This window comes from Campylobacter sp. RM12647 (assembly GCF_020138135.1).
In the GTDB taxonomy this organism is placed as follows: Bacteria; Campylobacterota; Campylobacteria; order Campylobacterales; family Campylobacteraceae; genus Campylobacter_E.
In genome coordinates this window covers 1-22385 of record NZ_JACGAS010000014.1, presented here as the reverse complement: position 1 = coordinate 22385, position 22385 = coordinate 1, and the positions used below count along the sequence as shown (strand labels likewise).

Below are 22385 nucleotides of genomic sequence, written 5' to 3'. Positions count from 1 at the left end.
TTATTAAATTTGTTTTTATAATACAATTTATTAACTATCATTTTATCTCCTTAAAAACTATCATTTTAAACCCTTTTGCTCTTGAATCTGTATAAATCTCAAAAGTTAATTTTGATGGGATGCTATCTCCCCCGTAATAGCCCAAAAATTCCCTATATTCACTACCCCTAAAATTCCCACAAAACCTTACTATCCTAACATCTCTTGGGACAAACTTATAAAACTTTTTATACTCACTAATCTTTAAAGTCTTATATTTACAAATTTGCTCATAAAACTCATCGCAATACTCATCATTATAAAAAATCTCTTCAAGCACCCTACTATCACCCTTACAAACAAAATCATATTTATTAGCACTTATGATATGCAAAATCCCATCACCCCTTGGGCTAAGATTTTTTACCTTTTTTAGTATTTTTCTAGCCTTTATATCTAAAAAGTTTTTATACTCTAAATGATGAAGAATGGTATTTGCTCTAGCCATGTCAATGTCAAGCTTAAGACTTAGATACCTTGCGTCTATCAAGCCACCTTTATGTAAAAGCTTCTTTGCCTTGTCATAAAGCTCATCTTTAGGTAGCAAATCCTTAGCAAATCTTATAAAACTTCTAGCAAACCGCCTATTTACTACCCAAGCTCTATAAATCCTATCCTTTGTATCGCATAACTTCACATAAACATCAAAAATCCCCCTATCATAAACCACATCTATAAGCTTACGAGAGCTAGTTTTTGTGACCTTGCATTCTGCATTAAGCCTTATTAAAGGCTTAGTAAAAACCACGCTTGAGTTTGTATGAATATCTCTTAAAGAATATAAATCGCTAGAAAATATAACTCTAGGATGTTTTAGACTAAGACAACCCATAAACATTTCATCAGCATTCTCAACGCCTTTTAAATCAAGCTTATTTATATACCTTAAATTAGTGCAGTTTTTAAACATTCTTTTAGTGTTTCTTAGATAATTTGAAAAACAATGTGGCTTTTTTGTGATATTCATATCAAGGCTTATAAGGTTTTTGCACCCGTGAAACATACCTTCAGCACTTTTAAGTTTATTAAATACTAGCTTAGGAAGGCTTTTTAGATTTATGGCGTTATTAAACATATATGAGGTATCTCTAACTTGTCCAAGCTCCCAAGATTTTAAGCCACTAAAATCACTCCTAGTGCTACCATCAAAAACAAAACTCAAATTAATTATCCTAGAAGTATCAATAAGGCTTAAATCATCTATGCAAAACACCAAAAGCTTTAACTCAAATCTGTTTTTAGGCTGATATTTTTCGCCGTTTTTTCTAATGTTTGCGTGGCGAAGTAAAAAATCTTTGTATGATTTATGGCTATGGCGATAGATATCAAAAAATGGGCTTTCGCTAAGCTCTTTGAGATTTAGGTTTTTAAGCTCTAAGTTATCATAATCCATATCAACCCCAACCATAAAAAACCTAAACTCCTCACAACTTTTCATATCAAGGCTGATTTTAGTAGTGATTTTACCCATGCCATCTAAAGCTAGATTTGTTTGATTGAAAATATAAGAAAAATCCTTGCATTTGCTAGTATTTAGGCAAATTTCGTTTGTTAGCGTAGCGTTTTCAAATATACCTTTAACACTTAAAACATTGCTAAAATCCCAGTGATTTATATCAGCTAAATCAGCTCTTAAACTATTCTTAAAAAGATAGTTCATATCAGTGATGGCACTTGTATCAATTAGTTTTAAATCTATTTTTGGATTTTTAACTAGTCTTGATAATTCAGCTTTGTCCTTAGGAAAATACTTTTTCATACAAACTCCTTAAATATTTTATGAAGTTATACCATAAAAGTAGTCCTGATTATGTCCATATGTGATTTTTTTAAAAAAAATTTAGGAATTTTATAAATTAAAATTCCTAAATGAAATTATTTTAAATATTTTAAACATACTCCTGAATAAAATGCAGCGGCATTAACTAAAGTATCATCATCATAAATATATCTAGGGTCGTGTAGATAATAATCATTCTTATTTAAAATAAAGGCATAAGCACCTTTGCAATGCTCTAACATAAAAGAAAAATCTTCACTACCCATTAATGGCTCGTGAAATTCATCACAATTTTGCTCTCCAAATAATTCACACGCTACACCAAAAGCTAATTTTTGCGCTTCATCATCATTAATTGTAGCTGCTCCTATTTGAATAAATTCAAGCTCAACTTTTACCTTAAAAAGCAACTCGCAAGATTTAGCAATATTGTTTAATTGCTCTATTATCGTATTTCTATCATCATTATTAAAAGTTCTAATATTAGCAAGTAATAATGCCTTATCTTGTAAGATATTAAAGCTAGTTTCATTTCCACTTAGAGCTGCTCCAAATGTTATAACAGCTTGATTTTTAGCCGCTATATTTCTAGCAGTTATAAATCCCGCTTGGGTTATAAAATGAGCCATCGCACCCATTACATCACTAGCTTTTTCAGGAGCACTACCATGCCCACCAACTCCACTAATATTTACCCTAAGTGCGTCAGCTCCTGCCATCATAGCTCCACGCTTAAGACAAAATAATTTATTAGTTTTACTTGGGATATTGTGATAACCAAATATAAAATCACTTTTAAATCTAGTAAATAAATTATCATCAATCATAGCTTTAGCACCGCCTCTACCTTCTTCAGCAGGTTGAAAGACAAAATTAATAGTGCCATCAAATTCACTCTTACTTAAATATTTAGCCGCTAATAATAAACTCGCCGTATGTCCATCATGCCCACAAGCGTGCATTAAACCTTCGTTCTTAGAAGCATAGCTTACTCCACTAGCTTCGTTTATTACAAGTGCATCCATATCAGCTCTTAAAGCTATGCTTTTATTTGAATTACCTTTCTTTAAAACCCCAACAACTCCTGTTACGCCTATATTTTCATAAACTTCTATGCCAAATTCTCTTAATTTGTTAGCAACTAACTTTGCTGTTTTAAATTCTTTTAATCCTAGTTCAGGATTTTCGTGAATACATTTTCTAATCTCTATAAACTCGCTTGAGAGTTTTTTAATCTCTTCTATCATTTTAACTCCTTTTTCATTTCTTTAAATTCTTGTGCCAAAAACTTTGCTGTATAGCTTTTATCAGCGTATTTTTTAGCAAGTTCTAATGGATTACCTGTCGCAATTATCTTACCACCCCTAAAACCACCTTCAGGACCCATATCTATAATATAATCAGCGTTTTTGATTAAATCCAAATTATGCTCAATTACAAAAACACTATTTCCAGCATCTACTAAATGCTGCAACACTTTTACTAATTTTTGCGTATCTGCAAAATGAAGCCCAGTAGTTGGTTCATCAAGTAAATAAAGTGTATTTCCTGTATCACTTCTACTTAATTCTTTAGAGATTTTTATCCTTTGAGCTTCCCCACCACTTAAGGTTGTAGCGTTTTGACCTAAGGTTATATAATCAAGCCCTACATCCATTAAGGTCTTTAATTTTTGCTTAATCTTAGGGTGTTTTGCAAAAAACTCATAAGCTTTTGCTACACTCATTTCTAAAACATCAGCTATATTTTTGTCTTTATATTTAATCTCTAGTGTTTGATGGTTATATCTTTTACCCCCACAAGCATCACAAGTAATATTTACATCAGGTAAAAAGTGCATAGAGATTTTAAGCTCACCTTCTCCGCTACATTTTTCACACCTTCCACCTGCAACATTGAAGCTAAAGCGACCGATTTTATATCCTCTAATCTGTGCTTCAGGAACATTAGCAAATAAATTCCTAATCTCATCCATAAGCCCTGTATATGTTGCTGGATTGCTTCTTGGAGTTTTTCCTATTGGACTTTGATCTAGAAAAATTACTTTGTCTAATTTATCAAGACCTTTGTATGTAATATCATTAATTACTGCTTTTGCTCTATTTAGATTTGCTCTTGCAATTGGTAGAAGTGAATGCAGCATTAATGAGCTTTTACCACTACCGCTTACTCCTGTTACACAAACTAAATTCCTAAGTGGGAATTTCACACTTAAATCCTTTATATTGTTTTGATTAATTCCACTTAATTCTAAATATTCATCACTCTTTCTAGCCTTATAAAGGTCTATGTCTTTTTTGCGATTTATATACAATGCAGTTTCGCATTTGCTTTTAAGCAATTCTTTATAAGTGCCATTAAAGATAATCTCCCCACCACTAGTTCCAGCCCTAGGTCCAATCTCAACGATTACATCAGCACTCTCAATTGTCTTTCTATCGTGTTCTACTACTATTAGTGTATTTCCTTTAGCCTGCAAGCTTTTTAGAGTATTTATTAGTTTTTGCGTATCTCTTTCGTGAAGACCTATGCTAGGCTCATCTAATACATATAAAACCCCGCTTAATCCACTTCCAATTTGAGAAGCAATCCTAATTCTTTGAGCTTCTCCACCACTAATTGTCCTTGCATCTCTACCTAGTGTTAAATACCCCAAGCCAACATCATTTAAGAAAAATAATCTCTCATTAATTTCTTTAATAATAGGATAAGATATTTCATAATCTTGCTTATTTAAATTATTAAAATTCTCTATTTTAAAAAATTCGCAAATCTCTTCAATAGGTGTGCTAATAACTTCTGCTATGCTTTTGCCATTTACCAACACAGCCAAGCTTTGCTCGTTTAATCTAAAGCCTTTACAAGATGGGCAGGTTTTTTCTGTTATGTATTCGTTAAAATCTTTATCATCTTTTAAGATTTCATAACTTATTTTAATAGCTCCATCAAAAGTTTTTTTGATATTATGTTTATTCCATAAAAAGCTAAATTCCGTAGCACTTCCGTATAAAATAAGCTTTTTTTGATATTCACTTAATTCTTCATAAGGCTTATTTGTAGGGATTTTTTCTGCTTCGCAAAATGCTAAAAGTAACTTTGAATAATAACTTTTATTAAAGCCCATCATAGTGCGAACTGCACCATCTTCTATGCTTCTTTCATAATTTATGATTTTTTCTTGGTCAATACTCATTCTAATGCCTAAACCATCACATAAAGAACAAGCTCCTTTAGGACTATTAAATGAAAAGCTTAAAGGCTCAAGTTTATTAAATGAAATTTTACATTTAAAACAAGCATTATGAAGCGAATAATGAATATTTTTATTACTTTCTAATAATTCTAACTCACACTCACCATAACTTAAACTTAAAGCTTTTTCAACAGCTTGAGCTAAACGACTTTTATTATCATCACTAATTCTTAGCCTATCAACTACTAATTTAATAGTATGCTTTTTAGTTTTAGCTAATTCTATTGGCTCATCTAGTCGTGTTAGTGTGCCGTTTATTAAAATATTTATAAAACCTTGAGCTTTTAGGCTTTCAAGAAGTGGTGCGAATGTGCCTTTTTTTTCTTTAACTAAAGGAGCTAAAATCATTGCCTTTTCGCTAAATTTTGCCATTTCGTTTATTATATCTTCTGTATCCATTTTATTGATTTTTTCTCCACATTTATGACAATGCTGAACTCCAATTTTTGAATACAAAAGTCTTAAATAATCATATATTTCAGTAATTGTTCCAACGGTTGAGCGTGGGTTTTTGCTAGTTGATTTTTGATCAATTGCAATAGCAGGGGTTAAGCCTTCTATTTTTTCTACATTTGGTTTTCTAAATTTATCTAAAAATTGCCTAGCATAAGCACTAAGGCTTTCTATATAACGGCGTTGTCCTTCTGCATAAAGCGTATCAAAAGCTAAAGTAGATTTTCCACTACCACTAAGCCCTGTAAAAACTATTAATTTATTTTTAGGTAGTGTTAGGCTTATATTTTTTAAGTTATTTTCACTTGCGTTTATAACTTGAATTTCATTATTCATTAAATACTCCGTGTTGTTTTAGAACTTCTATTATTGATAAGGTCAATACAAACAATAAAAATCCTATGAAAAGTTTTTTTTGCGTATTATTGCTAATTTTATGAAACAGCCAATTACCAACCCAAACTCCAGGCAAACTTGAAATAGCAATTATTGCACCAGCAGTATAATCAACATGATTTGTAATTGCCATAGAAATAAAAGCAGCACTTCCAGCAAAAGCTACAAAAAGACCACTAAATGAAGCAGCTTTTTTGATATTAAAATTACAAATTGCAACTAAAGCAGGCGTGAGTAATGCTCCGCCACCTATCCCACCACTTGTAGCAATTGCACCTATTATTAAACCTACGAAAAATTGTAATAATTTTGAATTCTTTTCAGGTTCAACTGGATTTGCAGGAGTAAAATAAAGTTTAACAATAGCCCAAATAATTAAAAAACAAATAATATAAGCAATCATTAAATTGCTTGCAAATTTCATAATAAAACCAACGCTAAAACCACCAACTAAACCACCTAAAGCAGGATATAAAGCATTTTTTACTTGCAATGTGCCTTTTTTATAATTTAAATACGAATTATAAAAAGATGAAAAAACCATTTGCATAACGCTAATTCCAACAGCAATCTTAGGCGAATACCCAACAAAAGTTGTCATAATAGGCACAACAGCAGTTCCGCCACCTATTGCAAAAAGTCCTGCAGTAAAACCAACTAAAAGCCCATCTAAAATAAAAATAATATAAGTAAGTAATGTATATTCTTCTATCATAAAAAACTCCTAAGGCGTAATCTTAATTAACTTAGCTTACACTTTTCTTTCTTATAATAATTAAAACTTATTTAAGGAAAGATTAATGCTTGATACAATTGATTATTCAGTTAAACATTTTTTTAAACATATTTTAAGAAGTAAATTAGAAACCACAAATTCTTTAGATGAAGCTGAATATTATGGTGCTAGTATTTGTTTAGGAGATAATGTAAAAGAATTATTTTGTTATTTAATATTTAAAAAAGAAAGCTTACAAGCTCTTGCTTCAAGATTATTAGGCGATGATGATAAGATGAGTGAAGATGATTATTGTGATTTATGCAAAGAAGTAGCAAATCAAATCATAGGCTATGCAAAAAGATTATTAGCTGATGCTTATGATGATTATTCAATTAGTGTGCCTGAATATTTAGGAAGGGTAAGTGATTTTAAATTAGGCTTTACTCACGAGTTTTTTTATAAATTAGAAAATAATACCTTTTGCGTTGGTATAGTAGAGAAGAAAAAATAATGCAAACACAAGAGCAACCTACTAGAATTCTAAATGCAACTTATGAAGAATTGCTAGATGTTAGCGTAGATTTTATAAGTGAGTTAGGAACTACACAACTTAGCGTTAGAGAATTTTTAGAACTTGGAATTGGCTCTGTTATTGATTTAGAAAAACCAGCAGGTGAGAGTGTAGAACTTTATGTAAATAATAGAATTTTTGGTAAAGGCGAAGTAATGGTTTATGAAAGAAATTTAGCAATTCGTATTAATGAAATACTAAGCTCAAAAACCGTTATTCAATATTTTAAAAAAGAGTTGTGATGAAAAAAATAATCTTACTACTAATTAGTTTAAATCTTTTTGCGAACAATATCATAAATTATAATATTTATAAAAGAGATGATAGGATTGATGTTATGCTAAGCTTTGATTCTCCATATAACGCAAAAGATGGAGATATTAGAATATTAAGTGGAAGCGATTATGTAGGCGTAGTATTAAATAATGTTAAAATTTCTGAAAGAAATTCTCAAATATTAAATATGCCTTACGCAGAACAATTATTAATGTATCCATTAGGCGAAAGCACGGTTTTAGAATTTAAAACAAAAGAAAAAATAAATGTCATTCCTGCACTTACAAAAGATGATGGTTTTGGACTTAGAATTAGAGTTATGCCAAAAACCACAAACCAAGTGCAAAATAATGAAATAAAATATGCAGAAGATAATAATATAGATAGTAAATTGTATTCAATGATAGGTGTTTTAGCAATATTGGTTTTAGTATTAATATTTGTAAAAAGACAACTTGCAAAAAAAGGAAAAATATCTAATTTAAATTCTAAGCAAAAAGTTGCTAGTTTTTTAAATATTAATGAAAATCAAGCCGTAGTAATTTGCGAAAAACAACTTGATAAAGATAACAAATTCATAGTTATTGATTATGAAAATTCAAGATACAAATTAATAATAGGAAATACAAATATTTGGCTTGATGCACCTAATCAAACTGAAGAGAATTTTGAAAGTTATTTTGAAGAAAACAAACAGAAATTACAAAATATGATAAAGCAAAATGCTCTTAATTCATATAAAGAAAAAATAAGTAAAATATAAGGAGTTAAAATGAGAAATAGAAATAAAAAAACAAAAATAACAATATTTTTTTCAATAATTATAGTTGTTGTATTGGCAAGTTTTATTGCTTTTTCAAATACTTTTGAAAGAATTGCTCCTAATATTTCTTTAGACAACAACCAAGAAGATACAATTTATTGGAATGCTAGAGATAAAATAAATTTAAAAGTTGAAGATAATTTAGGACTAAAAAATTTAAAAGTTGAATTTAGTAAAGATAACGAAGAAACAAAAAATATATTAATAAATAAAACTTTAAATGGTAAAGAATTTAATGTTGAATTAGACCTTCCAAAACCAAAATTTAATGAAAAATTAGATAAATACACAATATATATTAAAGCTAATGATAAAAGTTTGTGGAATTGGTTTGGTGGAAATGTAAGCGAAAAAATAATTAATGTTATAGTAGATAATAAAAAACCTCAAGTAAGCGTAATAGCTAATTCATATAATATAACTCAAGGTGGTGCTGCTAGCGTTGTATTTTACGCACAAGATGATAATCTAACTGATTTATATATAGAAGTTAATAATAGAATTTTCAAAGTTGCTCCTTTTATGAAAGATGATTATTACATAGCTTTAATTGCTTGGGACTTAAGAGATGGAGATGAATTTGAAGCTAGAATTGTTGCAAAAGATAAAGCAAATAATATAATTAAAGAAAGAATTCCATACTATTACTCAAATAAAAAATATAGAGTTTCACATATTGAAGTAGGAGACGCTTTCATTGATGGTAAAATTAGAGATTTGTATGAAGCAAATTCTGATAATTCTTTAAGCGATAGAGCTTTAATATTTGACTTTGTGAATGCGAAATTAAGACAAGAAAATGAAAAATTAATTCATAAAGTTACACAAGTAGTAAGCAATGAATTAGTAACTGATTTTAAGCTAAATGCGTTTTTACCACTAAAAAATGGTATGAAAGTTGCAGATTTTGGTGACCATAGATATTACAAATATAATGGAAATCAAATTAGTGAGAGCTATCATATGGGACTTGATTTAGCAAGTACAAAAATGGCACCTATTGTGTTAGGAAATGATGGTAAAATAGTTTTCGCACAAGATAATGGAATTTATGGATTAAATTTAATAATTGATCATGGTTTAGGTCTTTATACTTTATATGGACACTGCACTAAAAAAAATGTAGAAATTGGCGATATAGTTAATGCTAAAAGCACTATAGCTAATACAGGAACAAGTGGTTTAGCATTAGGGGATCATTTACATTTTGGTGTTTTGGTTCAAGGTGTTGAGGTAAGACCAGAAGAGTGGATGGATACTAAGTGGCTTAATGATAATATATTTGGAATTATCAAAAAAGCAAAAGAAGTTATAAACAAAAAATAAGGGAAAAAAATGTTACAAACTACAATAGCTAAAGAAGTAACAAATGTTGGAATTGGACTACATAAAGGTAGTGCTATTAAGATAAAATTTAGCCCACTAGGCGCTAATAGTGGAGTGGTATTTCATAGAACAGATATTAATAAATTTTACGAAGCAAATTATAAAAGCGTAATCAACACTCAAATGGCTACGGTAATTGGAGATAAAGATGGTTATATATCTACAATTGAGCATTTAATGAGTGCTGTTAGCTCTTATGGAATTGATAATTTATTAATAAGTATCGATGCAAATGAAGCACCTGTTTTAGATGGTTCAGCAGCTGGTTTTTGTGCTATGCTTGATGAAGCAGGTATTAAACAACTTGACGCTAAAAAACAAATATTTGTTGTTAAAAAAGAAATAAAAGTTCAAGAAGGAGATAAATTTGCAAGTCTTAGTCCTACAAATACTCCTACTTATGATTTTACTATAAACTTTAAGCACCCATCAATTAATACTCAAAACTATATTTACAAGGCTAATAAACAAAATTTCATAAATGAAATTGCAAGTGCTAGGACTTTTGGGTTTTTAAAAGATGTTGAGTATTTAAAATCAAAAGGATTAGCATTAGGTGGTAGTTTAGAAAACGCTGTTGTTTTAGATGATAATGGCATATTAAATCCTGAAGGATTAAGATTTAGCAATGAATTTGTAAGACATAAAATCCTTGATGCGATTGGTGATTTATATATGTTAGGTAAAGCAACTTTTGCTAACTATAAAGCTTACGCAAGTAGCCATGATTTAAATCATAAACTAACTATTGAATTGCTAAACAATCCAAATTCTTATGAATTAGTAACTCTTAGTGATGATACAAACAAAGATTTATTAAAGGCATTCACATTAAACTTTTAGTAGTGCCTATGGCAAATCTCATTGGAATATATGATGATAATCATTTGTTAAAAGAAGAAATCAAAATCATAAATAAAACCAGTGAAGATTTGCCAAAAATTATGCAAGAACTATTAAATAAATATAATTTTAGCGAATTAGCCTACGCTAATGGACCAGGCTCATATATGTCTTTAAAAATTGTTTATGTATTTTTAAGCACAATTGCCCTTGTTAAAAACATACCATTAAAAGCAATTAGTGGTTTTACATTTACAAAGAATAACTTAATAAAAGCTAATAACAACTTATATTTTACCCTTGCTGATGATAAAATCAAATTAATTAAAAATGATAATTTTAAAGATGAGTTTTTTATACCAAATGAGTATAATTTCAAATTCTTAGAAAGTAATTTGCCAAATTATTTTTTACCTGCTATTTAGGAATATAAATGAGAAACGAAATATGTTTAAAATCACCCGCTACTAGTGCGAATTTAGGTGCTGGATTTGATTGTCTAGGACTTGCTTTAGACTTTTATAATGAAACAATAATTAAAAGAAATAATTTTTTTAAAATATCTATTAAGGGTGAAGGTGAAGATAATCCTTATCTTAAAAAACATAATTTATTTATTACCATTTTTAATGAAACTTACATAAAGCTAACTGGTAAAAAAGACTTATTTAGCTTTAATTTCATAAACAATATTCCTTTAAGTCGCGGGTTAGGTAGTTCTAGCTCTATAATTGTAGGAGCAATTGCTAGTGCTTATTATCTAGCAGGACTTGAAGTTAATAAAGATACCATATTAAACAACGCCTTAATATACGAAAATCATCCTGATAATATTAGCCCTGCAGCACTTGGTGGATTTGTTTGTTCGGTAGTTGATAAGGATAATGTAAAATATATAAAAACTGATATTTCTAGTGATGTTAAAGCAGTAGTTTGTATCCCAAATAAACAAATCTCAACAAATGTTAGTCGTTCGGCTTTACCTAAGCATTTAAGTCTTGCTGATACTAGCTTTAATATAAGCAGAAGCTCGCTTACAACTGCAGCTTTTATGAGTAAAAATTATGAAATGTTAAAGATTGCAAGTTTTGACAAGCTTCACGAAAATCGTAGAATGAAAGCTGTTCCTGAATTATTTAAAGTGCGTGAATTAGCTCGTAAAAATGGTGCATTAATGAGTAATTTAAGTGGTTCTGGTTCAACTTTTTTTAATCTATGTTATAAAGATGATGCAAACAAACTAAAAACCATACTAGAAAATAATTTTCCTAATATGAAAGTATTAGAGCTTAATTTCAATAATCAAGGAATAATAATAAGCTAATTTTGCTTATTTAAATATTCCTTAGCTTTATATAAAATATCCTTATCTAAAACCTCATCAAAATACTTAAAGCTAATTCCGTGCTGAACATCTCCATCTATTAAATCCCCGCTTTTTCGGTTTTCTAAGTCAATTTCGGCTATTTTAAATCCATCTAAGGTATTAGCAAATTTAATCAATCTATCACTAAATTCAAACTTGCTAAGCAAATAACAATAGCTCTTAACCCCATTTCTTCCTACTCTTCCACGAAGTTGATGAAGTGTAGATAAGCCGTATCGCTCGGGTGCAACGATTACAATTATACTTAATCTTGGCAGTGAAATTCCAACTTCTACGATAGTAGTGCTTAGTAATACATTTCCATTTTCAGCAAATTGCAATAATATATTATCCTTTTCTTTATCCTTGCCGTGAGTGTAATAAACTTTATCAAAATTCTTCTCATAAAAGCTAATAACACTCTCAAGTGGTTTATAAGATGAGCTTTTACTTTCTTCTATTAAAGGATAGACTATTATTGCTTGATGATTTTGTTTATTTTCACTTTTTATGTGATTAAATAATTCATTGCTATTTGCTATTGTGATTAGTTTTGTTTCTATTTCTTTTTTAAATGGTAGTTCTTTTATGAAAGAATAGCTGTAAATATCACTATGAATTAATGCAGTTGTCCTTGGTATTGGCGTAGCTGAAAACTCTATATAATGCGGATTTTCTTTATCATTTGTAGCTAAATCTTTAAGCTTCATTCTTTGCTTAGCCCCAAATCGTTGTTGCTCATCAACCATAACTAAAGTAGCATCATCTAAACTAGCCCACAAAAGTGCGTGAGTGCCTATTACAAAATTTGCTTCTTTTAATTCATCTTGCATTAATTTAGTCTTGCTAGATACAAAATGCAATATCTTTAAAAACCCTGGCAAAAGTCTTTTAGCTTCATTATAAAGTTGTTGGGCTAAAACGCTTGTTGGTGCCATTAAAACCACTTTTTTAGGATAGCACATAAGCGCTGCTGCAAAAATCACTAAGCTTTTTCCACAACCAACATCTCCCATTACTATTCTAATTTTATGATGAATACTTTCAAGGTCATTTTTAATATCATTTATCGCATTTATCTGGTCGCTTGTCGGCTTAAAAGGTAGAGATTTTAGCCATTTGTTTATATCAAAAGTTTTAATTTTTTTGTATAAAGTATCGTTTTTATAAGTTTCGTTAAGTCTTTTTATGTGATGGTAAATCTCAACAAATTTTAAGCATTCGTTTAATTCTTTTGAATTAAGCAATTTCATTGCTTCTTGGCTATTTTCTTTCATAATTAATAGCAATTTTATATGCTCATCTAATAAATTAAATTCTTTTAAAGCTTCATAAGTTAAATATTTATTTTTTATCTTACAAATCTCTTTATCACTTACACCTTTTATCAAATAATTAGCAGTGATTTCTCCACTATCTTTAATGATTTTTGGATTAATAAATTGCAAAAGCCCTGCAAAATCGCCTAATTTCCCATAAATAATTAGCTCTTTATTTATAGCAAAAAGTGCATTATGAAAAGGTCTTAGATTAAATATAGTAATAGTGCATTCACACTCCCAATTATATGAATACGCAATTATACTAAGCCTTTTGCCCGGTAGTTGTTTTTTAGATTTTATTATAACTTTTGTGCAATTTAGCTCATTTAATATAGGCTCATTATTTAATCTTAAATCATCAAATTTTTTAGGCATTAAAAGAGCTAATTCAACTATATCTTTACAAGATAATTTTTCTAAATCCTTATTCATTATTACCTATTACATAAAAACTAAGCTCGGTAATACTTTTTTGATTTTTTAAAAAATCATTACAAGTTTTAAGCTCTAAATCTTTAATTATCTTTGTAATTTCTCTTAATTCGCCTTGTTTTAAATCACTAAAACACTCGCTACTTGCAATGCTATGACGATTTTGAGTGGTTGAGTATTTTAAAATCTCACTACCTACTAAAAAATCTTTAGCCTTTTTAAACTCATCTTCACTTATTCCAAATTCTACTAATCTTTTGAACTCTTCTTGAACTATTTTTATAGCTTCTTTTTTGCTTTCATTTTTTGTTTGTAAATAGCCTGAAATAAGATAATTTTTCTTAAACGCTACTAAAAACGCAAAAGCCGAATAAGCTAAGCCCCTTTTTACTCTGATTTCTTCGGTAATTCTTGAGCCAAATCCACCACCTAAAACATAAATAGCAAGACTTATAATAGCTCTTTCATAAATGCTTTTAATCTCTACGCTGCTTATAAACCTAACAAAAGCTTGTGATATTTCTTTGCTCTCTTCTTTATAAAAACTCTCATTTGTTTTTAATTTTTCATAAGAACTTTGCTTATTGTTTAAAAGTTTTTTAACCTTACTAATATCATCTAAATTTGCACTAATTACTATCTTATTTGCTTGATTTTTAAGGTTTAAAATATAGTTTTTAAATTCTTTTTCATTTAAAGCTTCAAAATCGCCAAATTTATCATTTTTAAAATCATTTTTAAAATAATTCTCATATAATTTCATCTTTGCTAAATTATCGTAATCTTGAATATGGATTAAAAAATAATTTTTGATTTTGTTTTTGATTAATTCAAAATTAGTAATTTCAGTATTTAAAAGCATATTATTAAAAGCATTTAAGCAATTATCAAGCTCTTTTTTAAGACAAACTATATCAAATGTAAAATCAAAATAATTAGCACTAGCACTAATATTGATTGCACTTTGCTCTAGTTTTATATAAAACTCATCATCTAAACTCTCATTGTAAAAAAACTCAGCTGCCATAGCATTAGCATTATGAAAAATCCTTCCATAATTAGGATAGCTAATACTAATATATACTAAATCATCATTGGTTTTTAAATGCACAAAATTATTCATTATAGTATTCCAAAATATTATATGCTGTATCTCTTTTAGCTGGATTTTCGCCTAAATCACGGATTAATTCTATCATTTGCTGTTCATTCATTCTATATTTTGCACCTGCAGCTGCAACAACATTTTCTTCCATCATAGTCGAGCCTAAGTCATTTGCGCCAAATTTTAATGCAAGTTGCCCTACTGCACTTCCTTGAGTAACCCAAGAGCTTTGAATGTTTGCAAAATTATCTAAATATATTCTAGAAATTGCTAATAATCTTAAATATCTATTAGAACTTGCATTCATTAAATTTGGATTTTCAGCCTTTAATCTAGTGTTTTTACCTTGAAAACTCCATAAAATAAAAGCTCTAAAGCCACCTGTTATATCTTGAAGATTTCTTAAATAGTCTAAATGTTCAATTATTTCTTCATCGCTTTCAACATGACCAAACATCATAGTTGCGCTACTAAGTAAGCCTAATTCATGAGCTTCTTTATGAATTCTTAACCAACTAGCAGTATCGCATTTACTAGGTGCTACCATATCTCTTACTCTATCGCTTAAAATCTCCGCACCTGCTCCAGGTATAGAAAATAGCCCACAATCACTCATTCTTTTTAAAACTTCTTTAGTGCTAATTTTGCTAATTTTTGCAATATATTCAATCTCAACTGCACTAAAGCCGTGAATTGTAATGCTAGGATAATTTGTGCTTATATATCTTAATAAATCTTCATACCAAGTAATATCAAGCTTTGGATGCACTCCGCCTTGAAATAATATTTGAGTGCCACCAATTGCTAATAATTCTTCAATCTTTTGTCCGATTTGTTCGTATGTTAAAATATAACTATCACTATCCTTTGCGTGACGATAAAAAGCACAGAATTTACAATCAACTAAACAAATATTTGTGTAATTAATATTTCTATCTACTACAAAAGTAGTAAGTTTGCTTGGATGAAGCTTGTTTTTTACTGCATAAGCAATCTGACCTAAAGTTGCTAAATCAGAATTTCTTAATAAATTAAGCGCTTGTTCTTTAGTAATTCTTGGGACTATTCCTTTTGGTGCATAAGGATTTTCCCAATCTTTATGGATATTAAATGCTGAAGTTTTATAATTTGTATTTATTTTTTTACTTAATAATGCTGCGTTCATATTGTCCTTACTTTATATAATTTATTAATGAGCCAAGACGCTCTATTCTACATTCAATCTTATCACCACTTTTTAAAAATTTAGGCGGATTAAAGCCCATTCCAACACCACTTGGAGTGCCTGTGCTAATGATAGTTCCAGCTTTTAAACAGGTGTAATTTGATAATTCTTTTAAGATATAAGGAATATCAAAAATAAGCATATTTGTATTAGAACTTTGTCTTACTTCATCATTTACAAAGCATTCTACTTTTAAATTACTTGCGTCTTTTATACTAAGACCTGTATTAATAAAACTACCAAATGGACAAGAATTAGCTAAACTTTTTCCCATATACCATTGCTTATGTTTGTTTTGAATTGCCCTATCGCTAACATCATTTAAAATAGTATATCCTAAAATATAATCATCAAAATCACTTGTATCATCTAATTTATAAGCATCTTTTCTAAGTACAAATGCAAGTTCACATTCATAATCTAATTTTTCGCCACTAATATCTAAAATATCAAATGGATTAGAAAACTCATTTACTCTTTTTGCAAAATAAACCGCTTCTTCTCTTTTGCCATCAAACTCAATTCCTTTAAATTTATAGCTTTCTTTTGCGTGTTCTAAATAATTTATTCCTAAGCATATAATATCTTGATAAGGAGATTTGATTGGAGATAATAACTTAACTTCGCTAAGCATAAAAGCATCTTCAATCAATTCTAATCTATCAAAATAAGAAGAATAATTTTTAAAATAACCCACCTTATTATTATCGCCTAAATTCCCATGATAAACTACATTATCTTTCATAAATCTAATCAATTTCATACTAACCCCTTTTTACTAGATTTTCTAAAATATATTGCTCTAATTTTGTCTTAGGTATGCTAAGTTCATTTGCTTTATTATAAATTTCAACAACAATTGCGTTGTATTTTTCATATTCAAAATGCGATAAATGTATTTGCCACGCTGCTTTTATTTGTCTAAGGCTTGCTATTTTTCTTGTATAAATCTTAAAAATATCAAAACATATAAAAATAGCAGAAGTTACAAATACAGCACTAATTAAACTAAAATGAAAGTCAATTTTTTCAAATAAAAAATGAGTAGCAATAGTTAATGGTGTAAGCACGATTAAACACAATATAAAATATATAAAATAAGTATTAAAATAATTAAACTTAAAATGTAATTTCGCTGGGTCAATTAACATTCCTTCATTATAAAGGCTATTTGCTTCTATTAAATCTAAAAATTTTACAGGCTCGTTTGAGAATTTAAAAAGCTTATTAATTAGTAATTCTTTCATTTCAATCCTTAAAAATTTCATTATATTTTAACGCTGCTAAATCAAAAAATTCTTTAGCTTTTTCATCTCCTAAAGATTTTTGAACGCACTCTTCAAATTCTGGTAAAAGTTTTAATAATTTATCTTTTAATTCATCGCTAGGTAAAGTCTTTATGGTATTTAAAACAGATACTAAAGCTAAGGCTTTTTCTTTATCATTTTCAGGCATTAAACTTGCGTATTTATTAAATATTTCTTCTAAATTATCGCACAATAATGCACATTTTTCGTTTTCATTATGAATTAGACTTAAAACTTCTTCTTGAGTAAAATTAGCTGTATTTTTTTCTTCTTTTCTTACAAAATCTCCGTGTTTATCAAGCTCTTTAAAAACCTTTTTTAAAATAGTTACGAAAAACAATACTATAAAAATTATACCTATTACATAAATTCCAACTTCATTCATAGTTTATTTCCTTTTTTAAACACATTATCATAAACACTTAAAGCTACTGCTATAAAAATTATAATAAATGATATTAATTTATGTTGATTTATTGGCTCATTGTATAAAAAAATAGCAACTAAAAAAGAAATTATCGGGCAAATATATTGCATATATGAAAGTAATGTTAAGCTTAATTTTTGCGTAGCATAACTGTATCCTAACATAGGTAGCAAGGTTACAAGCCCACTAAGTGCAAGTAATACTCCTAAATAATCAATATCAAAATGAGCTAAATTCGTTGGGATAGAAAATAAAAATATTAAAGCAAAAGGAGTGATTAATAATGTTTCTAAGAAAAACCCATAAACGCTGCTTATATAAACTTTTTTACGAATAATCGTATAAAAATTAACTAAGAGCGCTAAAGTAATTGATAATATAGGTAAAGCTCCTAAAGTAATTACTTCAAATAAACACGCAAAAATCACTAAACTAACACTAATAATTCCTAATTTACTCATATTTTCTTTTAAAAATACTTTTGCAAAAATTATCCCAAATAATGGGCTTAAAAAATATCCTAAAGAAGTTTCTAAAATCAAATTCTTTTGAATCATATAAATATAAAGCCCCCAATCTCCGCTAATTAAAGCACCGCAAATAAAAAGATTAAAAGCCATTTTTAAAGATTTTAATTCTTGTAAGGCTTTTTTAAATTGCCCTATAATTATTAAAAATATTGCTAAAAATATAACCGACCAAACTATCCTATGCGACATTACTACAAAGGCATCTAATGTATCAAGTTGTTTATAAAAAATAGGCACTAAACCCCAAAATACAAAAACAACAAAAGCTACAAAAAATCCATAATTCATAAAAATTTTTCCTTAAAATGTAAAACTTATCTCATATAATCATAATTTACTAAATTAAAAAAAGGAGAAACGATGAATTGGTCGCTAGATTCATATAAAAATTATAAAGCTCTTCAGCAACCAAACTATGAAAACAAGGAAGAATTAGAAAATGTAGTAAATGAATTAAAATCGTATCCACCTTTAATATTTGCTATGGAAGCAAATGAATTAAAAAACGAATTAGCAGCAGTTTGTAAAGGAGATGCGTTTTTATTGCAAGGTGGTGATTGCGCTGAAAGTTTTAATGATTTTAGTGCAAATAATATCCGTGATATGTTTAAATTATTTTTGCAAATGGCATTAGTTTTGCAATTTGGTGGGTCAAAAAAAGTAGTAAAAATTGCTCGTATGGCAGGACAATTTGCAAAGCCTAGAAGCTCTGATTTTGAGAATAAAGATGGTATAAGCTTACCAAGTTATCGTGGAGATATTATAAATGATTGTGAGTTTTGCGAAAGTGCAAGAGTTCCAAAAGCTAAAAAAATGCTAAAAGCTTATATGCAAAGCTCTGCTACGCTTAATTTACTTCGTGCATTTAGCGTAGGTGGATTAGCTGATTTAGCCCAAGTGCATAAATGGAATTTAGGTTTCGTAAGACGCGCTGATATTGATGATAAATACGCACTTTTAACTCAAAGATTAACAGAAGCACTTGATTTTTTTAAGGCTTGTGGAATAACTAGCTTAAATGATGCTAGATTGCACGAAACAAAAATCTACACAAGCCACGAAGCCTTGCTTTTACCTTACGAAGAAGCACTTACTAGAATAGATAGCTTAAGTGGAGCTTATTATGATTGTTCAGCTCATATGCTATGGATTGGCGAGAGAACTCGTGGGCTTGATGATGCTCATGTGCATTTTTTAAGCGGAGTTAAAAATCCAATAGGTGTTAAAATAGGACCTAGTGCTAGTGCTAGTGATATATTAGCCTTAGCTGATAAGCTAAATCCACAAGATGAAGCAGGAAGATTAAATATAATCATTAGAATGGGTGCTAGTAAGATTAAAAATCTTGAAAATATCTTTAAAGAATTAAGCAAAGAACAAAGAAATATAATCTATAGCATAGACCCAATGCACGGCAATACTCAAAGCGTAAATGGCTATAAGACTAGAAAATTTGATGATATTTTAGATGAAGTTAAAAATTTCTGGCATATTGCAAGAGCTAATAATATAATTCCTGGTGGGGTTCATTTTGAAATGACAGGACAAAATGTAACCGAATGTTTAGGCGGAAGCGTAGGAGTTAGCGAAAGCGATTTAGCAAGACGCTATGAGACCCAATGCGATCCTAGATTAAATGCAGACCAAGCATTAGAACTTGCATTTTTAATAGCTGAATTAATGAAGCAAAAATGAAAAACATTGTTTTAATCGGTTTTATGGGCTGTGGTAAAAGCACAACTGCAAGAAGGCTTAGTAAGATTATTAAAAAAGAAGTAGTAGATACTGATAGCATAATAAAACAAAGAACTGGGCTTGAGATTAAAGAGATTTTTGAGCGTTATGGAGAAGAATATTTTAGGAATTTAGAAAAAGAATTAAGAGATGAATTAGCCACAAAAAGTGATTTAATCATCTCTTGCGGCGGTGGTTTTGCTAATTTACAAGATTTAAGAAAATTAGGTTTTGTAGTGTTTTTAGACCTTAGTTTTTACAAAATCGCAACAAGGCTTAAAAACGATACTAAACGCCCATTATTTGATGAAAAGGCGAAATTGCTTTATGATAAAAGAATGCCACTTTATAATAACGCTTGTGATATAAAAGTAAATATTTTAAATCTAAAAGCAAGAGAACTTGCTAAGATTTTAGAATTTTTCTTAGGCACTAATATCACAAATGATGTTAGAAAAGCCTTTATAAAACCTAGCCTAAATAGAAAAATAAATCGTAAAATTAAACCTATAAAAACTGATAAGTTTAAATTAAACCCAATAAGAGCTAATTAACTTAGCTCTTATTATTGCTTCCCCATTTACACATCATATTAAGAATTGGTATTAATGATTTTCCTTTATTGCTTAGACTATATTCAACCTTAGGTGGGATTTGCGGATATTCGGTGCGTATTATTAAATCATCTTGCTCTAATTCTTTTAATGCCTTTGTTAAACTCTTAAAAGAAATTCCAACAAGCATTCTTTTAAGCTCATTGTATCTTATAATCTCATTGATTGATAAAAGATACAAAATACTCATTTTATATTTTCCTGAAATTAGGTTTAGCGTATAATAAATTCCACATTTGTTATAATCATTTTTTCTTTTCATTACTCTCCTTTTGGTTAGTATCTAACAATTTTGTTCGTATTGACTTAAAATAAAGTAAAAATTATAATACAATTTTATTTTTAAACAAGGAGAAATTATGAAAAATGTTTTATTAGTTAATGGTGCTAAGGCTTTTGCTAATGCAGGTGCAAGACTAAATGCAAGTTTGCAACAAGTTGCGTATGATACTTTAATAGAAAATGGTTTTAATGTAGAACAAACCATAATTGATGATGGATATGATGTATTAGTTGAAGTAGAAAAATATGTAAGAGCTGATATTATAATTTATCAAATTCCAGGATTTTGGATGAACGCACCTTGGATAGTATGGGAATATTTTTCAAAAGTTTTTGGAGCTGCTTTTGGTAAATTATGTGCTAGTGATGGAAGAAGTAGAAGTGATGCTAGTAAAAAATACGGCTCTGGTGGGCTTAGTCAAAATAAAAAATATATGCTATCTTGGACTTGGAATGCACCTGAAGAAGCATTTACCGATAAAGAGCAATTTTTTGGTGGTGTCGGTATTGATGGAGTTAGCTTAAATCTTCATAAAACTCACGAGTTTTTAGGTATGAGTGCACTTAAAACTTTTGCTTGTTATGATGTAGTAAAAGACCCTCAAGTAGAAAAATATTTTAAAGATTATAAAGAACATATCTTAAATGAAATAGTAAAAAAATAATATTTTGGATTTAGGTTTTCTAAATCCAAAATTAAAAAAATTTAAATTTATTTTAAATATTTTTAATAATTTTATAATTTAAATTATAAACAAATAATTTATATATTTTTAAGTTCATATTACCTATAATCAAAATCTTAATCTAAATCAACAAACAAGGAAAAACTATGAAACTATCAACCAAAATTGCATTGTTTTCATTCATTGGAATTTTAATTAATTCTATAGTTTTAGTATCACTTCATAAATACTATGATAACTACTCTGTAAATTACACAAAACATACGGTAGAAGATGAAATCTTAACCGCTAAAAAACAACAGGTTAAAGCCCTAGTGGAAAGCGTTTTAAGGTATTCTGGTGCTATTTATGAAAAGCATAAAAACGATGGCACTTTAAATAATTTTAAGGCTGAATTACAAGAATATTTATCAAAAGTAAGATTTGGTAGAGCAAATAGTTATTACACCGTATTTGATAAAGATGGAAATATATATTATCATCCATCATCATCTTGGATTAATACTAATAAATATAACGAAAACGACGCTAAAGGTATGAAATTCGTCCAAGAAATGATTAAGAGTGCTGATAATAACGATGGTTATGTTAGATATTTTTATGAAGACGCAAATACAAATAAAGTAATGGAAAAATTATCATACACTAGCAAAGATAAAGCAAGCGGTCTTTATTTTATGACTTGGTTATCTTGGGAGACAATTAGCAAAACTTCAATAGAAAAAGTATCAAAAGATACAGAAGAACAAAGCTATAATAATATGATTACTTTTATAATTACTACTGCACTTATAATAATTGCGATTGTAAGCTTATC

General features: G+C 28.8%; 23 protein-coding genes. 11 read left to right on the top strand and 12 right to left on the bottom strand.

Annotation, left to right across the window (positions count from 1 at the left end; genetic code table 11):
- Positions 1 to 37: 37 nt before the first annotated feature.
- From AVBRAN12647_RS06245 to AVBRAN12647_RS06230, 4 genes are all read right to left on the bottom strand, one after another.
- Positions 38 to 1798 (bottom strand): BspA family leucine-rich repeat surface protein, encoded by a 1761-nt coding sequence (locus AVBRAN12647_RS06245; protein WP_336609622.1) that lies wholly within the window; start codon positions 1796 to 1798, stop codon positions 38 to 40.
- A 116-nt stretch (positions 1799 to 1914) separates the two neighbouring features.
- Positions 1915 to 3066: a M20 metallopeptidase family protein gene (locus AVBRAN12647_RS06240; protein ID WP_214150031.1), complete on the bottom strand. Its 1152-nt coding sequence runs from the start codon at positions 3064 to 3066 to the stop codon at positions 1915 to 1917.
- A complete protein-coding gene (gene uvrA, locus AVBRAN12647_RS06235) occupies positions 3063 to 5861 on the bottom strand; it encodes an excinuclease ABC subunit UvrA (protein WP_336614858.1) in 2799 nt (932 codons plus the stop codon). The genes AVBRAN12647_RS06240 and uvrA overlap by 4 nt, the downstream gene beginning before the upstream one ends.
- On the bottom strand, positions 5854 to 6636 hold the full coding sequence (locus tag AVBRAN12647_RS06230) for a sulfite exporter TauE/SafE family protein (protein ID WP_214119902.1): 783 nt from the start codon (positions 6634 to 6636) through the stop codon (positions 5854 to 5856). The genes uvrA and AVBRAN12647_RS06230 overlap by 8 nt, the downstream gene beginning before the upstream one ends.
- 85 nt (positions 6637 to 6721) lie before the next feature.
- Between AVBRAN12647_RS06230 and AVBRAN12647_RS06225 the strand changes: the two genes are divergently transcribed.
- From AVBRAN12647_RS06225 to thrB, 7 genes are read left to right on the top strand one after another with little or no spacing between them, the layout of a single operon-like run.
- A complete protein-coding gene (locus AVBRAN12647_RS06225; RefSeq protein ID WP_214118123.1) occupies positions 6722 to 7150 on the top strand; it encodes a chemotaxis protein CheX in 429 nt (142 codons plus the stop codon).
- Positions 7150 to 7452 (top strand): flagellar motor switch protein FliN, encoded by a 303-nt coding sequence (gene fliN / locus AVBRAN12647_RS06220; protein ID WP_214118125.1) that lies wholly within the window; start codon positions 7150 to 7152, stop codon positions 7450 to 7452. Before AVBRAN12647_RS06225 ends, fliN begins: the two co-directional genes overlap by 1 nt.
- Positions 7452 to 8249: a hypothetical protein gene (locus tag AVBRAN12647_RS06215; protein ID WP_214118128.1), complete on the top strand. Its 798-nt coding sequence runs from the start codon at positions 7452 to 7454 to the stop codon at positions 8247 to 8249. Before fliN ends, AVBRAN12647_RS06215 begins: the two co-directional genes overlap by 1 nt.
- Positions 8250 to 8258: 9 nt before the next feature.
- Positions 8259 to 9635, top strand: a complete 1377-nt coding sequence (locus tag AVBRAN12647_RS06210; RefSeq protein WP_214118130.1) for a M23 family metallopeptidase — start codon at positions 8259 to 8261, stop codon at positions 9633 to 9635.
- 9 nt (positions 9636 to 9644) lie between these two features.
- A complete protein-coding gene (gene lpxC / locus AVBRAN12647_RS06205; RefSeq protein WP_336614857.1) occupies positions 9645 to 10538 on the top strand; it encodes a UDP-3-O-acyl-N-acetylglucosamine deacetylase in 894 nt (297 codons plus the stop codon).
- 8 nt (positions 10539 to 10546) lie between these two features.
- A complete protein-coding gene (locus tag AVBRAN12647_RS06200; RefSeq protein WP_336614856.1) occupies positions 10547 to 10963 on the top strand; it encodes a tRNA threonylcarbamoyladenosine biosynthesis protein TsaB in 417 nt (138 codons plus the stop codon).
- 8 nt (positions 10964 to 10971) lie between these two features.
- Positions 10972 to 11862 carry a homoserine kinase gene (gene thrB / locus AVBRAN12647_RS06195; protein WP_442862232.1) on the top strand — a complete coding sequence of 297 codons (891 nt, stop codon included), beginning with the start codon at positions 10972 to 10974 and terminating at the stop codon, positions 11860 to 11862.
- Here the strand turns inward: thrB and recG are convergent.
- Genes recG through rarD form a run of 7 tightly spaced genes read right to left on the bottom strand, consistent with a single transcriptional unit; the run spans position 11859 to position 18540 of the window.
- On the bottom strand, positions 11859 to 13658 hold the full coding sequence (gene recG, locus AVBRAN12647_RS06190) for an ATP-dependent DNA helicase RecG (protein WP_214119906.1): 1800 nt from the start codon (positions 13656 to 13658) through the stop codon (positions 11859 to 11861). The genes thrB and recG overlap by 4 nt on opposite strands.
- Positions 13651 to 14781, bottom strand: coding sequence for a M16 family metallopeptidase (locus AVBRAN12647_RS06185; protein WP_336614855.1), 1131 nt, complete (start codon positions 14779 to 14781; stop codon positions 13651 to 13653). Before AVBRAN12647_RS06185 ends, recG begins: the two co-directional genes overlap by 8 nt.
- Entirely contained in the window at positions 14774 to 15928 is a 1155-nt protein-coding gene (locus AVBRAN12647_RS06180; RefSeq protein ID WP_336614854.1) for a dehypoxanthine futalosine cyclase, read from the bottom strand. The genes AVBRAN12647_RS06185 and AVBRAN12647_RS06180 overlap by 8 nt, the downstream gene beginning before the upstream one ends.
- A 7-nt stretch (positions 15929 to 15935) precedes the next feature.
- Positions 15936 to 16751, bottom strand: a complete 816-nt coding sequence (locus tag AVBRAN12647_RS06175; RefSeq protein ID WP_336614853.1) for a fumarylacetoacetate hydrolase family protein — start codon at positions 16749 to 16751, stop codon at positions 15936 to 15938.
- A gap of 1 nt (position 16752) precedes the next feature.
- Positions 16753 to 17235 (bottom strand): hypothetical protein, encoded by a 483-nt coding sequence (locus AVBRAN12647_RS06170; RefSeq protein ID WP_214118144.1) that lies wholly within the window; start codon positions 17233 to 17235, stop codon positions 16753 to 16755.
- A 1-nt stretch (position 17236) separates the two neighbouring features.
- The gene (locus tag AVBRAN12647_RS06165) at positions 17237 to 17680 is read right to left on the bottom strand and encodes a hypothetical protein (RefSeq protein WP_214118147.1); all 444 of its coding nucleotides are present in this window, start codon (positions 17678 to 17680) and stop codon (positions 17237 to 17239) included.
- Positions 17677 to 18540, bottom strand: coding sequence for an EamA family transporter RarD (gene rarD / locus AVBRAN12647_RS06160; protein WP_336614852.1), 864 nt, complete (start codon positions 18538 to 18540; stop codon positions 17677 to 17679). Before rarD ends, AVBRAN12647_RS06165 begins: the two co-directional genes overlap by 4 nt.
- Positions 18541 to 18612: 72 nt before the next feature.
- On the opposite strand from rarD, the gene AVBRAN12647_RS06155 reads away from it, so the two are divergent.
- Both AVBRAN12647_RS06155 and AVBRAN12647_RS06150 read left to right on the top strand, forming a co-directional pair.
- A complete protein-coding gene (locus tag AVBRAN12647_RS06155) occupies positions 18613 to 19947 on the top strand; it encodes a class II 3-deoxy-7-phosphoheptulonate synthase (protein WP_214119911.1) in 1335 nt (444 codons plus the stop codon).
- Entirely contained in the window at positions 19944 to 20540 is a 597-nt protein-coding gene (locus tag AVBRAN12647_RS06150) for a shikimate kinase (RefSeq protein ID WP_214118152.1), read from the top strand. The genes AVBRAN12647_RS06155 and AVBRAN12647_RS06150 overlap by 4 nt, the downstream gene beginning before the upstream one ends.
- Before the next feature lies 1 nt (position 20541).
- Here the strand turns inward: AVBRAN12647_RS06150 and AVBRAN12647_RS06145 are convergent, their stop codons facing one another.
- On the bottom strand, positions 20542 to 20862 hold the full coding sequence (locus AVBRAN12647_RS06145; RefSeq protein WP_214119912.1) for a winged helix-turn-helix transcriptional regulator: 321 nt from the start codon (positions 20860 to 20862) through the stop codon (positions 20542 to 20544).
- 97 nt (positions 20863 to 20959) lie between these two features.
- Between AVBRAN12647_RS06145 and AVBRAN12647_RS06140 the strand changes: the two genes are divergently transcribed.
- Together AVBRAN12647_RS06140 and AVBRAN12647_RS06135 are read left to right on the top strand one after the other, a co-directional pair.
- Positions 20960 to 21547, top strand: a complete 588-nt coding sequence (locus AVBRAN12647_RS06140) for an NAD(P)H-dependent oxidoreductase (RefSeq protein WP_336614851.1) — start codon at positions 20960 to 20962, stop codon at positions 21545 to 21547.
- Positions 21548 to 21714: 167 nt separating this feature from the next.
- A partial coding sequence (locus tag AVBRAN12647_RS06135) for a cache domain-containing protein (protein WP_336614850.1) occupies positions 21715 to 22385 on the top strand: 671 nt, incomplete at its 3' end.

Bases quoted from the DNA above. Each gene is read 5' to 3' on its own strand.
- AVBRAN12647_RS06245 (WP_336609622.1), bottom strand. From the start codon at position 1,798: ATGAAAAAGTATTTTCCTAAGGACAAAGCTGAATTATCAAGACTAGTT.
- AVBRAN12647_RS06240 (WP_214150031.1), bottom strand. From the start codon at position 3,066: ATGATAGAAGAGATTAAAAAACTCTCAAGCGAGTTTATAGAGATTAGA.
- uvrA (WP_336614858.1), bottom strand. From the start codon at position 5,861: ATGAATAATGAAATTCAAGTTATAAACGCAAGTGAAAATAACTTAAAA.
- AVBRAN12647_RS06230 (WP_214119902.1), bottom strand. From the start codon at position 6,636: ATGATAGAAGAATATACATTACTTACTTATATTATTTTTATTTTAGAT.
- AVBRAN12647_RS06225 (WP_214118123.1), top strand. From the start codon at position 6,722: ATGCTTGATACAATTGATTATTCAGTTAAACATTTTTTTAAACATATT.
- fliN (WP_214118125.1), top strand. From the start codon at position 7,150: ATGCAAACACAAGAGCAACCTACTAGAATTCTAAATGCAACTTATGAA.
- AVBRAN12647_RS06215 (WP_214118128.1), top strand. From the start codon at position 7,452: ATGAAAAAAATAATCTTACTACTAATTAGTTTAAATCTTTTTGCGAAC.
- AVBRAN12647_RS06210 (WP_214118130.1), top strand. From the start codon at position 8,259: ATGAGAAATAGAAATAAAAAAACAAAAATAACAATATTTTTTTCAATA.
- lpxC (WP_336614857.1), top strand. From the start codon at position 9,645: ATGTTACAAACTACAATAGCTAAAGAAGTAACAAATGTTGGAATTGGA.
- AVBRAN12647_RS06200 (WP_336614856.1), top strand. From the start codon at position 10,547: ATGGCAAATCTCATTGGAATATATGATGATAATCATTTGTTAAAAGAA.
- thrB (WP_442862232.1), top strand. From the start codon at position 10,972: ATGAGAAACGAAATATGTTTAAAATCACCCGCTACTAGTGCGAATTTA.
- recG (WP_214119906.1), bottom strand. From the start codon at position 13,658: ATGAATAAGGATTTAGAAAAATTATCTTGTAAAGATATAGTTGAATTA.
- AVBRAN12647_RS06185 (WP_336614855.1), bottom strand. From the start codon at position 14,781: ATGAATAATTTTGTGCATTTAAAAACCAATGATGATTTAGTATATATT.
- AVBRAN12647_RS06180 (WP_336614854.1), bottom strand. From the start codon at position 15,928: ATGAACGCAGCATTATTAAGTAAAAAAATAAATACAAATTATAAAACT.
- AVBRAN12647_RS06175 (WP_336614853.1), bottom strand. From the start codon at position 16,751: ATGAAATTGATTAGATTTATGAAAGATAATGTAGTTTATCATGGGAAT.
- AVBRAN12647_RS06170 (WP_214118144.1), bottom strand. From the start codon at position 17,235: ATGAAAGAATTACTAATTAATAAGCTTTTTAAATTCTCAAACGAGCCT.
- AVBRAN12647_RS06165 (WP_214118147.1), bottom strand. From the start codon at position 17,680: ATGAATGAAGTTGGAATTTATGTAATAGGTATAATTTTTATAGTATTG.
- rarD (WP_336614852.1), bottom strand. From the start codon at position 18,540: ATGAATTATGGATTTTTTGTAGCTTTTGTTGTTTTTGTATTTTGGGGT.
- AVBRAN12647_RS06155 (WP_214119911.1), top strand. From the start codon at position 18,613: ATGAATTGGTCGCTAGATTCATATAAAAATTATAAAGCTCTTCAGCAA.
- AVBRAN12647_RS06150 (WP_214118152.1), top strand. From the start codon at position 19,944: ATGAAAAACATTGTTTTAATCGGTTTTATGGGCTGTGGTAAAAGCACA.
- AVBRAN12647_RS06145 (WP_214119912.1), bottom strand. From the start codon at position 20,862: ATGAAAAGAAAAAATGATTATAACAAATGTGGAATTTATTATACGCTA.
- AVBRAN12647_RS06140 (WP_336614851.1), top strand. From the start codon at position 20,960: ATGAAAAATGTTTTATTAGTTAATGGTGCTAAGGCTTTTGCTAATGCA.